General features: G+C 62.9%; 15 protein-coding genes. 11 read left to right on the top strand and 4 right to left on the bottom strand.

All coding sequences use genetic code 11. The features are described from left to right. Positions 1-72 precede the first annotated feature (72 nt). Entirely contained in the window at positions 73-2724 is a 2652-nt protein-coding gene (gene alaS / locus KY084_RS08340; RefSeq protein WP_219238002.1) for an alanine--tRNA ligase, read from the top strand. 13 nt (positions 2725-2737) lie between these two features. Here the strand turns inward: alaS and KY084_RS08345 are convergent, their stop codons facing one another. The 4 genes from KY084_RS08345 to KY084_RS08360 all read right to left on the bottom strand — a co-directional run bounded on the left by KY084_RS08345 (position 2738) and on the right by KY084_RS08360 (position 7182). Next, positions 2738-3136: a (R)-mandelonitrile lyase gene (locus tag KY084_RS08345; protein ID WP_219238003.1), complete on the bottom strand. Its 399-nt coding sequence runs from the start codon at positions 3134-3136 to the stop codon at positions 2738-2740. 66 nt (positions 3137-3202) lie between these two features. Then, a complete protein-coding gene (locus tag KY084_RS08350) occupies positions 3203-4990 on the bottom strand; it encodes a cation:proton antiporter domain-containing protein (RefSeq protein WP_219238004.1) in 1788 nt (595 codons plus the stop codon). Between the two features lie 144 nt (positions 4991-5134). Next, positions 5135-6361, bottom strand: coding sequence for an NADP-dependent isocitrate dehydrogenase (locus KY084_RS08355; protein ID WP_219238005.1), 1227 nt, complete (start codon positions 6359-6361; stop codon positions 5135-5137). An 86-nt stretch (positions 6362-6447) separates the two neighbouring features. Continuing rightward, a complete protein-coding gene (locus KY084_RS08360; RefSeq protein ID WP_219238006.1) occupies positions 6448-7182 on the bottom strand; it encodes an energy transducer TonB in 735 nt (244 codons plus the stop codon). A 108-nt stretch (positions 7183-7290) separates the two neighbouring features. On the opposite strand from KY084_RS08360, the gene KY084_RS08365 reads away from it, so the two are divergent. The 10 genes from KY084_RS08365 to rseP all read left to right on the top strand — a co-directional run bounded on the left by KY084_RS08365 (position 7291) and on the right by rseP (position 16347). After that, entirely contained in the window at positions 7291-8019 is a 729-nt protein-coding gene (locus KY084_RS08365; protein ID WP_219238007.1) for a phosphatidylserine decarboxylase, read from the top strand. Continuing rightward, on the top strand, positions 8016-8810 hold the full coding sequence (locus tag KY084_RS08370) for a CDP-alcohol phosphatidyltransferase family protein (RefSeq protein ID WP_219238008.1): 795 nt from the start codon (positions 8016-8018) through the stop codon (positions 8808-8810). The genes KY084_RS08365 and KY084_RS08370 overlap by 4 nt, the downstream gene beginning before the upstream one ends. 399 nt (positions 8811-9209) lie before the next feature. Beyond that, positions 9210-10043 (top strand): 30S ribosomal protein S2, encoded by an 834-nt coding sequence (rpsB, locus tag KY084_RS08375; RefSeq protein WP_219238009.1) that lies wholly within the window; start codon positions 9210-9212, stop codon positions 10041-10043. Positions 10044-10207: 164 nt separating this feature from the next. Then, positions 10208-11137: a translation elongation factor Ts gene (gene tsf, locus KY084_RS08380; RefSeq protein WP_219238010.1), complete on the top strand. Its 930-nt coding sequence runs from the start codon at positions 10208-10210 to the stop codon at positions 11135-11137. A 103-nt stretch (positions 11138-11240) separates the two neighbouring features. Next, positions 11241-11963 (top strand): UMP kinase, encoded by a 723-nt coding sequence (gene pyrH / locus KY084_RS08385; RefSeq protein WP_219238011.1) that lies wholly within the window; start codon positions 11241-11243, stop codon positions 11961-11963. Positions 11964-11986: 23 nt separating this feature from the next. After that, positions 11987-12544 (top strand): ribosome recycling factor, encoded by a 558-nt coding sequence (gene frr / locus KY084_RS08390; RefSeq protein WP_219238012.1) that lies wholly within the window; start codon positions 11987-11989, stop codon positions 12542-12544. Then, positions 12544-13281 (top strand): isoprenyl transferase, encoded by a 738-nt coding sequence (locus KY084_RS08395; RefSeq protein ID WP_219238013.1) that lies wholly within the window; start codon positions 12544-12546, stop codon positions 13279-13281. Before frr ends, KY084_RS08395 begins: the two co-directional genes overlap by 1 nt. Beyond that, on the top strand, positions 13278-14063 hold the full coding sequence (locus KY084_RS08400; protein ID WP_219238014.1) for a phosphatidate cytidylyltransferase: 786 nt from the start codon (positions 13278-13280) through the stop codon (positions 14061-14063). Before KY084_RS08395 ends, KY084_RS08400 begins: the two co-directional genes overlap by 4 nt. Then, positions 14060-15217 carry a 1-deoxy-D-xylulose-5-phosphate reductoisomerase gene (locus KY084_RS08405; protein ID WP_219238015.1) on the top strand — a complete coding sequence of 386 codons (1158 nt, stop codon included), beginning with the start codon at positions 14060-14062 and terminating at the stop codon, positions 15215-15217. Before KY084_RS08400 ends, KY084_RS08405 begins: the two co-directional genes overlap by 4 nt. Then, the gene (gene rseP, locus KY084_RS08410) at positions 15214-16347 is read left to right on the top strand and encodes an RIP metalloprotease RseP (protein WP_219238016.1); all 1134 of its coding nucleotides are present in this window, start codon (positions 15214-15216) and stop codon (positions 16345-16347) included. Before KY084_RS08405 ends, rseP begins: the two co-directional genes overlap by 4 nt. Positions 16348-16357 lie beyond the last annotated feature (10 nt).

Below are 16357 nucleotides of genomic sequence, written 5' to 3' on the forward strand. Positions count from 1 at the left end.
GCCGCAACCACCGATCACGGTCATCGACGCGTTTCGCTTGAGCATCGGCCTTTGCGCGCTTAAGTCGGCTTTATGATCTCGACCAACGATATTCGCCGTTCGTTCCTCGATTATTTCGCCGAACACGGCCATGAAAAGGTGCCGAGCGCGCCGCTGGTGCCGCATAACGATCCCACGCTGATGTTCGTCAATGCGGGGATGGTGCCGTTCAAGAATGTGTTCACGGGGGTGGAAAAGCGCCCCTATTCAACCGCGACCAGCGCACAGAAATGCGTCCGTGCGGGCGGCAAGCACAATGATCTCGACAATGTCGGCTATACCGCGCGGCATCACACATTCTTCGAAATGCTCGGCAACTTCTCGTTCGGCGACTATTTCAAGGATCGCGCGATCGAATTGTCATGGAACCTGCTGACGAAGGAATGGGGGATCGATGCGAGCCGCCTGCTCGTCACCATCTATCACGACGATGATCAGGCCGCCGAAATCTGGAAACGGGTCGCGGGGCTGCCCGATGAAAAGATCATCCGCATCAACAGCAGCGACAATTTCTGGACGATGGGCGATGACGGGCCGTGCGGACCGTGTTCGGAAATCTTCTATGACCATGGTGACCATATTCCGGGCGGCCCGCCGGGAAGCCCGGATGAGGATGGCGACCGGTTCATCGAAATCTGGAACCTGGTCTTCATGCAATATGTGCAGGAGGGCGGGAAGATCGTCGGCGACCTGCCGCGCCCTTCGATCGACACCGGCATGGGCCTGGAACGTATCGCCGCGCTGCTTCAGGGCAAGCACGACAATTACGATACCGATACCTTCCGCGCGCTGATTGAGGAATCCGCCGCGCTGACCGGTGTCGATCCCGACAGCGCGTTCAAGGCGAGCCACCGGGTGATCGCGGATCATTTGCGCTCGAGCGGCTTTCTGGTCGCCGATGGCGTGCTGCCCGCCAATGAAGGACGCGGCTATGTGCTTCGCCGGATCATGCGCCGCGCGATGCGCCATGCGCACCTGCTGGGCGCGAAACAGCCGCTGATGCACCGCATGGTGCCCGCGCTGGTCGCGGAGATGGGCGGCGCCTATCCCGACCTGCTGCGTGCGCAATCGCTGATCGAAGCGACCCTGCTTCAGGAGGAAACGCGCTTCCGCCAGACGCTCGACAAGGGGCTGAAACTGCTCGACGAAGCGACGACGGGTATGGCCAAGGGCGATACGCTGCCCGGCGCGACCGCGTTCAAGCTCTATGACACTTATGGCTTTCCCTACGACTTGACCGAAGACGCGCTGCGTTCGCAAGGGCTGACGGTCGATCGTGCAGGGTTCGACGCGGCAATGGCCGAGCAAAAGGCGGCGGCGCGCGCGGCGTGGAAGGGATCAGGCGAAAAGGCGTCGGACGATCTGTGGTTCGATCTTGCCGACGAACTGGGAAGCACCGAATTCACCGGATATACGTCGAGCGAGGGCGAGGGGCAGGTCGTCGCGCTGGTAAAGGACGGCAAGCGGGTCGAAAAACTCACCGCCGGCGAAAGCGGCGTTATCCTGACCAACCAGACGCCTTTTTACGGCGAAAGCGGCGGCCAGATGGGCGATGCCGGACTGGTGACAGGCGGCACGCTGCGCGCCAGCGTTGCGGACACATCGAAGCCGCTCGGCCGGCTGCATGCGCATCAGGCGACGGTCGAAGAGGGGGCGATCGCACCGGGTGATACGGTTCATCTTGCCATCGATGTCGATCGCCGCGATCGCATCCGCGCCAATCATTCGGCGACGCACCTGCTTCATGCCGCGCTTCGTGAACGGCTGGGCAAGCATGTCACGCAAAAGGGAAGCCTGGTCGCGCCCGATCGCTTCCGATTCGATTTTTCGCATCCCAACGCGCTGACCGCCGAGGAACTTGCGTGGGTGGAGGCGGATGTAAACGCGCAGATCCGCCATAATGACGAGGTTACCACCCGACTCATGACGCCCGATGATGCGATTGAGGCGGGCGCGATGGCGTTGTTCGGCGAAAAATATGGTGACGAGGTCCGCGTCCTGTCGATGGGCAAGGCGACCGACCGGCATTATTCGGTCGAACTGTGCGGCGGTACGCATGTCCGCGCGCTGGGCGATATCGGCATCTTCAAGATCGTCAGTCAAAGCGCCGTTTCGAGCGGCGTCCGCCGGGTCGAGGCGCTGACGGGCGAGGCGGCACGGCAATGGCTGACGGCGCGTGAGGAGCGGCTGCGTGAAACGGCGGCGGCGTTGAAAGCGACGCCCGAGGAAGTGCCGCACCGTGTCGCGACGCTGATTGAGGAGCGCCGCAAGCTGGAACGCGAACTGGCCGAGGCGAAAAAGGCGCTGGCGCTTGGCGGCGGGGCGGCGGGCCAGTCTGCCGGACCGGAAGAGATCGGCGGCGTCAACTTCATCGGGCAGGTGGTCGAGGGGCTGGAGCCCAAGGGCCTGCGCGGCGCGGTGGACGATGCGAAGGGCCAGGTCGGTTCGGGCATCGCGGCGATCGTCGCGGTTAATGACGGCCGTGCTTCGGTAGCGGTCGGCGTGACCGACGACCGGACGAGCGCCTATAACGCCGTAGAGCTGGTTCAGGCGGCGGTTGCCGCGCTGGGCGGGAAGGGCGGTGGCGGCCGCCCCGACATGGCGCAGGGCGGTGGTCCCGACGGCGACAAGGGTGAGGAGGCGTTAGCCGCAATTCGCGAAGCACTGGCGAGGGTCGCCGCCTGAAATATCGAGAAGGTCAGTCGGCGAGATAATCCTCGTCGCTGACCTTCTCCATCCACGTCACCGGACTACCGTCCAGCGATTCCTGGATGGCAATATGCGTCATCGCACTGTCGCTTGTCGCACCATGCCAGTGCTTGTGTCCCGGCGGACACCAGATGACATCGCCGGCGCGGATTTCGACTTTTTCCTCACCCTCGCAGCGCGTCCAGCCAATCCCATCGGTGACGATAAGCGTCTGGCCCAGCGGGTGGGTGTGCCATGCCGACCGGGCACCGGGCTGAAACGTCACGCTGGCGCAGGATGCACGGGCCGGATCGGCAGGATTGTTGAGCATTTCGACCTGAACCGAACCGGTGAAGTTTTCCTCCGGCCCGGAAGCGACCTGACGTGTTCCGGCGCGTTTCAGATGCATGGCGTTTCTCCGTAATCTGTTGGCTCTCGCACCGACAACGATTGCGGACGGAGCGGGGTCCAATGTTCAGGCCTGTCCCGGATCGGCCTCGCCAATGCGCGTGCGGCGCAGCCGGGGTTCGCGATCCATATTCGCTGCGTCCTTGATCGCCTTGCGCATACCGTCGCGCTTTTCGTGGATCGACGCGATCACCGGGCCGACCGCGACGCCCAGATCGACCAGCACCGCTTCGGATAGCTGAAGCGAGCTTTCGAGTGTTTCGGGCACGGCGTCGGTGGCACCCGCCCGGTACAGTTCGGCGGCATGGTTCCAGTCGCGCGCGCGTGCGATGATCGGCAATGTGGGTACCCAGCCGCGCACCCGGCGAGTCAGCCGGACGGTCAATACCGGTTCATCCATCGTCAGGATCAGCGCGTCGGCGCGGCCGAGGTTGAGGCGGTCGACCAGCTCCGGTCGCGACACGTCCCCGAAAATCACCGGGTAGCCATCGCGCCGGCCAGCATTGACGCTATCGATATCGGCCTCCACCGCGACGAACTTCTTGCCATGCACCTGAAGCATATCTGCGACGGTGCGGCCGACCCGACCAAACCCGATAATCACGGTGCCGGGGCCTTCCTCATCTACATCGGCTTCGGGTGGCAATTCGCCCGACAGGAATTCGATCCGCCGCGCGATCAGCGTACCCGCCTTGGCGAGCAGCGGCGTGATGGTGAGGCCGATGGCAGTAACCGTGGTCCAGAACGCAGCGGTGGACGGCAGGATCAGACCCGCCGCGCTGGCGGCACCGAGCACGATCAGCGTGGTTTCGGACGGGCTTGCCATCATAACGCCGGTTTCCGCCGCGGTGCCGGTGCGCGCGCCAGTGAGTTTGACGAGGCCGGTCGTTACCGATGACTTCACGATCATCACGCCCATAATGGCGAGCAGAAGCATCTGCCAGTTGGCGGCCACCAGACGCAGGTCGAGCCGCATGCCGATGGTGATGAGGAACACGCCGAGCGCCAGCCCTTTGAACGGCGCGGTCATCACCTCGACCTCGCTATGATATTCGGTTTCGGCGATCAGCAATCCGGCGAGTAGCGCCCCAACGATCGGCGACAGTCCGGCAGCCGCGGTGGCCAGGCTGGCGACGATGACGATGAGCAGGCTGGCGGCAAGGAACAACTCGGGACTTTTGGTGCGGGCGGCCTGACCGAACATGCGCGGCAGGATGAAGCGGCCGGCGATGAACAGAACCGCGACGGTGATGCCGCCACGGATCGCCACCTGCATCAGGTTTCGCCAGCCTTCATCAGTTGCATTGGGCGCGAGCGCGCCGAGCATGAAGATGATCGGGACGAGCGCGACATCCTCGAACAATAGCATGGCGAATGCGGCACGACCCGACGCGCTTTGCGTACCGGCCAGCGGCAGGACCAGCGCGGTGGAGGAGAGGGCGAGCGCCAGCCCCATTCCGATTGCGCCGCCCCATGCCTGCCCGATGAAATGAAGCGCTATTCCGATGATAAGGCCGGAACCGAGAAGCTCCGCCGCGCCGACGCCGAACACCAGCGTCCGCATTGCCCAGAGCCGCCGAAGCGACAATTCAAGCCCGATCGAGAACAGCAACAGGATGATGCCGAATTCAGCAAATGGTTCGATGCCATGCGGATCGGAGATCGTGAGGTAGTATAGCCAGGGATACTGAGGCACGAGCGCGCCGAGCCCCGCCGGCCCCACGAGCAGGCCGACAAGGATGAACCCGATGACCGGGCTGATGCGAAACCGCGCAAATGCGGGGATCACCAGCCCCGCCGCGCCGAGGATCACCAGCGCGTCGCTGAATCCGCCATGGTTCAGGTCGAATAGCATGGCGTCATCTAACCGCGCGACGACGGCGCTGTCATGCCCCTTCCTGATGCGATCAGCGGAAATAACGCAGAGGCGACGGAAAAAAGAAAAAAGGCCCCGGCACGAATGCCGAGGCCCCTTTGTCGTTTCAAATGCCAGCGGGGTTCAGATCAGACCCTGCTTCGACATTTCGGTTTCAAGGTTCGCACGGATCGCTTCGAAGAACTGCTCCGACGTCATCCAGTCCTGGTCGGGGCCGATCAGGATCGCGAGATCCTTTGTCATCTGGCCGTTTTCGACCGTCTGAACGCAGACCTTTTCCAGCAGTTCGGCAAACTGTGTCACTTCCGGCGTATTGTCGAACTTGCCGCGATAGATGAGGCCGCGCGTCCAGGCGAAGATCGACGCGATCGGGTTGGTCGAGGTTGCCTTGCCCTGCTGATGCTGGCGATAATGGCGGGTGACGGTGCCGTGCGCCGCTTCGGCTTCCACCGTCTGGCCGTCGGGCGTCATCAGCACAGACGTCATCAGACCGAGGCTGCCGAACCCTTGCGCCACCTGATCCGACTGCACATCGCCGTCATAGTTCTTGCAGGCCCAGACGAACTCGCCGTTCCACTTCAGTGCAGATGCGACCATATCGTCGATCAGGCGGTGCTGATATTCGATGCCCGCTTCCTTGAACCTGGCTTCGAATTCGCTTTCGAACACTTCCTGGAACAGGTCCTTGAAGCGACCGTCATAGGCCTTCAGAATCGTATTCTTGGTCGACAGATATACCGGCCATTTGCGATCGAGCCCGTAGTTCATCGACGCGCGCGCGAAGTCGCGGATCGAATCGTCCAGATTGTACATGCCCATGGCAACGCCGGAGCTGGGGAAATCGAACACTTCCTCTTCGATTTCCTGTCCGTCCTCGCCCTGCCATTTCATCGTCAGCTTGCCGGGGCCGGGCACCTTGAAATCGGTCGCCTTATACTGGTCGCCGAACGCATGACGGCCAACGACGATCGGGTGCGTCCAGCCGGGGATCAGGCGGGGTACGTTCTTGATAACGATCGGTTCACGGAAGACCACGCCGCCCAGGATGTTGCGGATCGTGCCGTTGGGCGACCGCCACATTTTCTTCAGGCCGAATTCCTCGACACGCGCTTCGTCGGGCGTGATCGTCGCGCATTTCACACCGACGCCGTATTTCTTGATCGCTTCGGCGGACTGCACCGTGATCTGATCGTCGGTTTCATCGCGCTTGGTGACCGACAGGTCATAATATTCAAGGTCGATGTCGAGATACGGTTTGATCAGCCGTTCGCGGATCCATTCCCAGATGATCCGCGTCATTTCGTCGCCGTCGATCTCCACGACCGGCGTTTTCACCTTGATCTTCGCCATATCTCGCTTGTCCTTGCCTGTACTGGGAATGGAAGTTTGCCCGAGCGTCTAGGCAAGACCCCGGGCCGGATCAAGCCATCACCCCGTCAGGGCGCAAACCACCAACGCTGTTGCCACCCGCGGGTTTCCGCGATCGGCTCACCCGTCGAATCGCGCGCGGGGCGAAAGCGGAAACGCTTTTCGATCAGGCGGCAGGTGGTTTGGTCCAGTGCTGTATTGCCGCTGGACGCCATGATACGGCAATCACGCGCACGACCGTCGGTTTCGACGCGATATGTCACAATCACAGTGCCTTGCGCGTTCGCGCGTCGCGCCGCCGCCGGATAGTCGCCAGGCGTGATCGCGCCCGCGATCCTCTCGCTCGGTGCTGCCAGCCCGGTACCGGTGCCCGAACCGCCATCGCCGCTGCCACGACCACTGCCGACGCCGCCAGCACCGCTGCCGCTTCCCGCGTGCGCCGCGCCCGCACTGCTTTGCGCACCGTAACCCGGAACGGGCGGAGCGGGCGGGGTGAGTTTTAGCGGTATAATCGGGGCAGGGGCGGCGAGCGAAACCGGATCGGCTTTTTTCGCGGGCGGTGCGGTTTTCGCCGGCGCTGCTGTTGAGGTGCCGGTGTGCGGTCTTACCGGCGGCGGGGCAGGGGGCGGCGTCACGGTAAACAGCGACAGCGAATCGTCGATCCGATGCGGCAACGGAACCCGCAGTCCTATGATCAGCAGCACGGCAAGCAATGTGATCGATGCGGCCGAGGCCAGCGCAGGCGCGCCATGCCGGTCGCGCAGCCTTTTCCAGTCGATATCCCCCATGTCGGCCCAGGTCATGTCTGACGATATAACACGGCCCTCGCTGAGCAATGCTGAACGAAGCGTAGCGAGGCATGCGCGCGGGGCCGGATTGTCAACGCCACGCACCCCGGCTAGACCGGGGTAATGGCATCGCTGGAAAAGCCGGAAATCGGCACGACGACGGTCAAATGGCGCTTTCCGAGCGTTCATCCCGAGGGGCGCAAATATGTGCTCATCGCGCTCGTCCTCACGTTTATCATGTGGCTGGTCTGGGATTTCCTGACCTGGCCCATGCTCGGCCTGACCTTATGGGTCGCGGCATTCTTTCGGGATCCCGTTCGCGTGACGCCCGAAGGGGAAGGGCTGGTAACCTCGCCCGCCGACGGGCTGGTGACGATGATCCGGCGTGTTCCCGTTCCGCCGGAAATGGCGGGGCCGGACGGGCTGGGCGAAGGCGAGCTTGAACGGGTTTCGATCTTCATGAGCGTGTTCGACGTTCACATCAATCGCACGCCTATCGCCGGTACGATCCGGCGTGTCGTCTACATTTCCGGCAAGTTCCTCAATGCCGACCTCGACAAGGCCAGCGAGGAAAATGAGCGCCAGCATGTCCTGGTCGAAGGGCCCGACGGGCGCATGGTCGGCTTCACCCAGATTGCAGGGCTGGTCGCGCGGCGAATCGTCAGCTTCGTCAAACCGGGCGACATGATCGCTACCGGGCAGCGGGTCGGTCTGATCCGTTTCGGCAGCCGGGTCGACGTCTACCTGCCAGCCGATACGGTTTGCCAGGTTACGCTGGGACAGCGCGCGATCGCCGGGGAAACGGTGCTTGGCCGTGTCGGTGGTGTTCCGGTGGTCGGGGTCGAACAGTGAGGGCGCCGCGCCGCCGCCGGCCCGATACCGGCATCCCGCTTCGCGCGGTGGTGCCCAACGCGGTCACCGCCGCGGCATTGTGCTTCGGTCTTACCGGAATCCGGTTCGCAATCGCCGCCGACTGGGAGCGCGCGGTGCTGATGATCGTCATTGCCGGTGTGCTCGACGGCGTCGATGGTCGTATTGCGCGCATGGTCGGCGGGGAGAGCCGGTTCGGTGCCGAACTCGATTCGCTGTCCGATTCGATTTCGTTCGGCGTGTCGCCCGCGATCATCATGTATCTGTGGGCGCTGATCGAAGTGCCCAAACTCGGCTGGATCATCGCCCTTCTATACGCCGCGTTCACCGCGCTTCGCCTTGCCCGATTCAATGCGCGCATCGACGTTCTGGATCAGCCGCATAAATCGGCAGGATTTCTGACCGGCGTTCCCGCTCCCGCCGGGGCGGCACTGGCGATGCTGCCGCTATACCTGTGGATTTTCACCGGTCTTTCGATTTTCCGATCGCCTTGGGTGGTAACTCCCTGGGTCGCATTTGCGGCATTCCTGATGATTTCCAGCATCGCGACCTATTCCTGGGGGTCGTTGAAGCTGCGTCGGCGCATCCGCTTCGAAGCGCTGGTCGTGGTGGCAATCGTGGTGGCGGCGCTGGTGACCGCCCCGTGGCAAACGCTCGCGGCGCTGACTATCGCCTACCTGGCGACCATTCCGTTCAGCTACCGTTCCTATCGTCGGGTCAGGCGGCAGCGCGCCAATATGGCGAAATCGCCGCGCGTCGAGTCGGTGCCGTAACCCGTTCGCGCCGAGCAGGAACGGGCGGCGTAGGGACACCATCCGGGATCACGTTGGCGAACAGGGCGCGGATATATTCCGCCTTGGGAGCGATGGTGGCAACCATGGCCCAGAGCGACGCAACCAGCGCGCCACCGAAAATCACGAACGCGACAACAATATTCATTACCGACTCCCTCAAGTGGAAATCCCGGCAAGTCTAACCGCGGGATACTGAATATGTTCCGCCATTCGCGGAATAGACCCTATATGTTCCGCTAACGTTCCTTGGTCAACCATTGATTTGGGCGATCGGTTGCGCTAAGCGCGCGCATTCAATCCACATGGAAAGCACATAAACCGGTGCCCCGATGTCGGGGTCATCGCTTTCCAGAGGACTAACCGGAAGGAGATATCCCTATGGCGGCACCTGTCGTCTCGATGCAGCAACTGCTCGAATCTGGCGCGCATTTCGGGCACCAGACCCATCGCTGGAACCCGAAGATGAAGCCTTACATCTTCGGTGATCGCAACGGCGTTCACATCATTGATCTGTCGCAGTCGGTGCCGCTTTTCGCGCGCGCGCTTGATTTTATCAGCCAGTCGGTTGCCAGCGGCGGCAAGGTGCTGTTCGTCGGCACCAAGCGCCAGGCGCAGGAGCCGATCGCCGACGCCGCTCGCCGGTCGGGTCAGCATTTCGTCAACCATCGCTGGCTGGGCGGCATGCTCACCAACTGGAAGACGATTTCGGGTTCGATCAAGCGTCTCAAAACGCTTGAGGAAACGCTGTCGGGCGACACGCACGGCCTGACCAAGAAGGAAATCCTGAACCTGACGCGCGAGCGCGACAAGCTGGAACTTTCGCTTGGCGGCATCCGCGACATGGGCGGCATTCCCGACATTATGTTCGTCGTCGACGTGAACAAGGAAGAGCTGGCGATCAAGGAAGCGAACACGCTGGGCATTCCCGTCGTCGCGATCCTCGATACCAACAGCTCGCCCGACGGCATCGCTTTCCCGGTTCCGGGCAATGACGATGCGGCGCGCGCGATCCGCCTTTATTGCGAAGCGGTCGGCATCGCCGCGACGCGTGGCGGCGAACAGGCGGCTGTTGCCGCCGGTCAGGACATTGGTTCGATGGAAAACCCGCCGAGCGAAGCGGCGATGAGCGAAGCGAAGGCCGAGCCGGAAGCCGCCGCCGCGTCGAACGAGCCGGAAACCGCTGCCGAGGGCGAGCGTCAGATCGACGCCTGAAACGCGTTTCGGTGACTTTCGCCGTTCGCTCCGGGCCGGTCGACGCGCTGTCTTGCTCCTGTAACCGGGAAAGTAGACGGCGGCCCGACCGGCTCGGAACGGACGGTTTTGCTTATTGACCACGTTTGAGCCGCTTTAAGGCTCACGATGAAGAGGACAGAGACATGGCCGAGATCACGGCAGCAGCGGTGAAGGAACTTCGCGAACGTTCCGGCGCCGGGATGATGGATTGCAAGAAGGCGCTCAACGAAACGAACGGCGACATGGAAGCCGCGGTCGACTGGCTGCGCACCAAGGGCCTTGCCGCCGCGCAGAAAAAGTCGAGCCGCACCGCCGCCGAGGGACTGGTCGGCGTCGCCGTCGCCGGTCCAAAGGGTGCCGCGGTCGAGGTCAATTCCGAAACCGACTTCGTCGCCAAGAACGACCGGTTCCAGAATTTCGTGCGCGAAGTGACCGAACTGGCGCTGGCCGAAGGTGATGATATCGAAACGCTGAAGGCGGCGCAGATGCCGTCGGGCACCACGGTGCAGGACGCGCTGACCAACAATATCGCGACGATCGGCGAAAATCAGTCGATCCGCCGCGCAGCTCAGCTGGAAGTGTCGCAGGGCGCGGTCATCCCCTATGTCCATAACGCTGTTTCCGACGGACTGGGCAAGATCGGCGTGCTCATCGCGCTGGAATCGGACGCGGGGGTCGACGTTCTTGAGCCGCTGGGCAAACAGATCGCGATGCACATCGCCGCGACCTTCCCGCTGGCGATGAACGCCGAGGACCTGGATCAGGAAACCATCGCTCGCGAACGCGCGGTGGCGATGGAAAAGGCGCAGGAATCGGGCAAGCCCGCCGAGATCGTCGAAAAGATGGTCGATGGCGCGGTAAAGAAGTTCGCCAAGGAAAATGCGCTGATGTCGCAGCTTTTCGTGATGGACAATAAAACCCCGGTGGCCGATGTCGTCGCCAAGGCGGGCAAGGATGCGGGCACCACGATTACGCTGAAGGACTATGTCCGTTTCCAGCTCGGTGAAGGCATCGAAAAGGAAGAAAGCGACTTCGCCGCTGAAGTCGCCGCCACCGCAGGCGTCAAAAAGTAAGCACGCTTTCGCCGTTCATTGCGGCGGATTATCATTGGCACGGCGGCGCGGCCCTTCTAAGGTCCGCGCCGCTTTGCATATCAACCCCAGGCGAAGAGGCACGATGACACTTCCCCGATTTAACCGGATCCTTCTTAAATTATCGGGCGAGGTCCTGATGGGCCAGGGGCAGTTCGGCATCGACCCGGCGACGTGCGACCGGGTGGCGAGTGAAATAGCGGCGGCGAAGGAGGCGGGGCACGAACTGTGCCTGGTCGTCGGCGGCGGCAACATCTTTCGCGGTCTTGCCGGGGCTGCCAAGGGGTTCGACCGCGCCAATGCCGATTATATGGGCATGCTCGCCACGGTGATGAACGCGCTGGCGGTTCAGAACGCACTCGAACGCGCAGGTATCGAGACACGCGTGCAATCGGCGATCCCGATGTCGTCGATCTGCGAACCGTATATCCGTCGCCGCGCGGTGCGGCATATGGAGAAGGGGCGGATCGTCATCTTTGCCGCTGGAACCGGCAATCCGTTTTTCACCACTGACACGGCGGCCGCGCTTCGCGCCGCCGAAATGGGTTGCGACGCGTTGTTCAAGGGGACCAGCGTGGACGGCGTTTATGATGCCGATCCCAAAAAAGTGCCCGATGCCAAGCGTTATGACACGTTGAGCTTCAACCGGGTTCTCGCCGACGACCTTCGCGTCATGGACGCGAGCGCGGTGGCGCTTTGCCGCGACAATAATATTCCGATCGTCGTGTTCAACATTCGCGGCGAGGGGGCGCTGACCTCCGTCCTGGATGGCCAGGGCACGGCAACGATCGTTCAGAACGCTGAATAACAGGAAAGTAGAGGGAAATTGCCATGGCCGCTTATGACAAGGCCGATCTGGAACGCCGCATGGCCGGCGCCGTCGATTCGCTGAAACACGATCTGGCCGGGCTGCGCACCGGGCGCGCTTCGGTGACGCTGCTCGATCCGGTGACGGTCGACGTATACGGCGCGCACATGCCGCTCAATCAGGTCGGCACGGTGTCGGCTCCCGAACCGCGCATGCTGTCGGTTCAGGTCTGGGACAAAGCGAACGTCGCGGCGGTGGACAAGGCGATCCGTTCGGCGGGACTTGGCCTCAACCCCATTGTCGACGGCCAGAATGTCCGCCTGCCGATTCCCGACCTTACCGAGGAGCGGCGCAAGGAACTGGCCAAGATCGCCGGTCAATATGCCGAAAAGGCGCGGATCGCGGTGCGCAATGTGCGTCGCGACGGTATGGACAGCCTGAAAACCGACGAGAAGAAGGGCGAAATCAGCGAGGATGAACGCAAGCGCGCGGAAAACGAGGTCCAGAAGCTGACCGACTCGACAGTCGCCGATGTCGATGCCGCCGCGAGCGCGAAGGAAAAGGAAATTCTGGCGCAGTGATGCCGAAGCCGGCCCCCGTGCCATATACTGATCGAACGGACGCCGTTCCGCGCCACGTCGCCATCATCATGGATGGCAACGGGCGCTGGGCGAAGAAACGGCACCTGCCGCGCATCGCCGGGCATAAACAGGGTGTCGAGGCGGTACGCCGCATTTCGCGTGCCGCACGCGACATGGGGGTAGAAGTGCTCACCCTTTATGCCTTTTCGTCGGAAAACTGGCGACGGCCGGAGGCCGAAGTTCGTGACCTGATGGGGCTGCTGCGCCGTTTCCTGAAAAACGAAGTGGAAGAACTGATCGCCGAGGAGGTGCGCCTGCGCGTCATCGGCGATTATCGCGCGCTGTCCGACGATCTGGTCGCGATGATCGAGGATGTCACGGAGCGCACCCGCGATGCCACGGGCGCAACGCTGGTTATCGCGCTGAATTATGGGTCGCAGGCGGAAATCCTGCGCGCGACCCGCTCTCTGGCCGAACGCGTGGCATCTGGTGCACTTTCGGCACAGGCGATCGACGAACAGGTGTTCGAAGCGGAGCTTGCGACGCACGACCTTCCGCCGCTCGACCTGCTGATCCGCACGTCAGGCGAGCAGCGACTTTCGAATTTCCTGCTGTGGCAGGCGGCGTATGCCGAACTGGTGTTCGTCGATACGCTGTGGCCCGATTTCGACGCTGCGACGCTGGGGGACGCTTTGGCGACTTATGCGGGGCGCCATCGCCGCTTCGGTGGCCTGTGACCGACGCGCCCAAGCCCAAATCGGACCTTGGCCCGCGCGCGATAGTCGGTGCGATCCTGATCGCGCTTGCCGCGGTGGCATTATGGTCTGGTGGATTCCTCTTCTGGCTGGTGCTCGTGATCGCCGCGCTGTTGATGCTCAGCGAATGGAGCGACCTTGCCAAGATGCCGGCAAAGGACAAGCGGCTTGCGCAGTTCACGCTTTCGGTGCCGCTGGCGATCATGTGCCCGCTCGCATCGGGCGCAAGTTTCTTCGCGCTCGGCCTTTTGGCGGGTTCCGCCTTTTTCGTCGTGATCGTCACGCGCAAGCCCCGCCTGGCAGCCGGACTGATCTATGTCGGCCTGCCGGTGCTGGCGTTGCTGGCAATTCGCGCGCAAGATCGCGGGCTGTTGCTTGCCTTTTGGACGATGGCGCTGGTCTGGGCATGCGATATCGGCGCCTATGCCGCCGGGCGCAGCTTTGGCGGCCCCAAACTCGCCCCGGCGATCAGTCCCAACAAGACTTGGTCGGGACTGATCGGCGGCATGGCGGCGGCAACGCTGTTTGCCGCGCTTCTGACGCATTGGGGGCTTTCACCCTATATGGTGGCGATCACGCCGCTGCTCGCCATCGCAGCGCAGATCGGCGATCTGTATGAAAGCTGGCTCAAGCGGCGTGCGGGCGTCAAGGATTCGGGAACGATGCTGCCCGGCCATGGCGGCTTTCTCGACCGGCTGGATGGGTTGGTGCCGGTCGCTCCGCTTGCCGCGCTGGTGATCCTCAGCCATCAGGTACTGGCATGAAACGCGTCAACATTCTGGGCGCGACCGGATCGATCGGCCGGTCGACGCTGGACCTGATCGAACGCGCGCCGGACGCATTTCAGGTCGTTGCGCTCACCGCCCATCGGGATGTCGATGGCCTGGCCGATGCGGCGCAACGTACGAATGCGCAGCTTGCGGTGATCGCCGATGAAACCCGGCTGGATGCGCTGCGCGACGCTTTGGCGGGAAGCGGGGTTCGCGCCATGGGCGGCGAAGCTGCGCTGTGCGAAGCGGCTGCGATGGACGTAGACTGGACGATGGCGGCGATCGTCGGCTGCGCGGGATTGCGCCCGATCATGGCGGCGATCGAGCGCGGCGGCATGATCGCGCTGGCCAACAAGGAATCGCTGGTGTCAGCGGGCGAGGTCATGCTCGCCGCCGCGCGGGCGAGCGGCGCGACGATCCTGCCGGTCGATTCGGAACATAATGCGATCTATCAATGCTTCGATTCGCGCGCGCCCGATCAGGTTCGAAAGGTGATACTGACCGCGTCGGGCGGCCCGTTTCGCGACTGGCCGATCGATGCGATGCGCGATATTACCCCTGAACAGGCGGTGGCGCATCCCAACTGGTCGATGGGCGCGAAAATCTCTGTCGATTCGGCGACAATGATGAACAAGGGGCTGGAGGTGATCGAAGCCTTCCATTTGTTCCCGGTGACGGCCGATCAGCTCGACATCCTTATCCATCGCCAGTCGGTCATTCATTCAATGGTCGAATATGTCGACGGATCGGTGCTGGCGCAGCTCGGCACGCCGGACATGCGCACGCCGATCGCCTATACCCTCGCCTGGCCGAAGCGGATGGCGACGCCGTGCCCAGCGCTTGACCTCGCCACCATCGGGCGGCTTGATTTTGAAGCGCCGGACGCCGCGCGCTTTCCCGCGCTTGCGCTCGCCCGCTCCGCGCTGGTGGCAAGCGGGGCCGCGCCCGCGATCCTGAACGCCGCGAATGAAGTCGCGGTAGCGGCGTTTCTGGCGCGAAAAATCGCGTTCCTCGAAATTGCCGCAATCGTGGGTGATACGCTCGAACGCTATACACCGGCGGCGCCCGACAGCCTCGACGCAGTGCTTGCGATCGATGCCGAAGCGCGGGTCCGTGCGGACGAGCGTGTGAAGGATTGCGTGGTTTGACCGAATCGCCCGGCATATTGATGACGTTGGTCGCGTTCGCGCTGGTTCTGGGGCCGCTCGTGTTTCTGCACGAGCTTGGCCATTACGTGGCCGGCCGCGCGTTCGGGGTGAAGGCGGATGCCTTTTCGATCGGTTTCGGACGCGAGATCGCGGGATTCACCGACAGGCGAGGCACGCGCTGGAAATTTGGATGGTTGCCGTTGGGCGGATATGTCCGCTTTTCCGGTGATATGAACCCCGCCGGTCAGCCCGATGCCGAATGGCTCGCCATGCCGGCCGACGAGCGCGCGAGAACCTTTCAGTCGAAACCGGTATGGCAGCGCGCAATCATCGTGGCGGCCGGACCGGTCACCAATTTCCTGATCGCGATTGTGATCTTCGCAGGACTCGCGACGCTTTATGGTGTGAACAAGACACCGTCGGTGGTGGGCGTCGTCGCGCCGCAAAGTCCGGCGGCCGAAGCGGGTCTGCGCCCCGGCGACCGGATTACCGCGATGGGCGGGCGGCCGATGACGACCTTCACCGATCTGGCCGAATATACAACGCTTCGTCCCGGTGAGACCGTTTCGCTCTGGGTTCAGCGCGGCGGCGGCGACCTGAAACGCAAGGTAACGCTTTCCACGCTGGTCGAGCGCGACCGTTTCGGCAACGAATATCGCCGCGGTCAGCTTGGCATCGGCCCCGGGACGCCGGTCTATAAAAGGGTCAACATCGTTCAGGCCCCGGTCGAAGGTGTGCGCATGGTCGGATCGACATTGCGTTCAATGATCGATGGGCTGGGACAGATCATAACCGGGCGTCGTCCGGTGGATGAACTGGGCGGGCCGATCCGCATCGCGGGGCTTGCCGGGCAGCAGCTGGCGATGGGACCGGTGGAACTGGTCTTCTTCATCGCGTTAATTTCGATTAACCTGGGATTCATCAACCTTTTGCCAGTCCCGATGCTCGACGGGGGGCATCTGTTTTTTTACGCGGTGGAGGCGGTGCGCCGTCGTCCGGTAGGGCCGCAGGTGATGGAATGGGCGTTTCGCGGCGGGCTTGCCGTGCTGCTGGCCCTGTTCGTCTTCGTGACGTTCAACGATCTGGGCGCATTTGGTCTGTGGCATGGCATCGCCGGGTTGATCGGCTGACGCGCTTAGG

It is taken from the genome of Stakelama flava, assembly GCF_019351405.1.
GTDB classification, from domain to species: Bacteria; Pseudomonadota; Alphaproteobacteria; order Sphingomonadales; family Sphingomonadaceae; genus Sphingomonas; species Sphingomonas flava_A.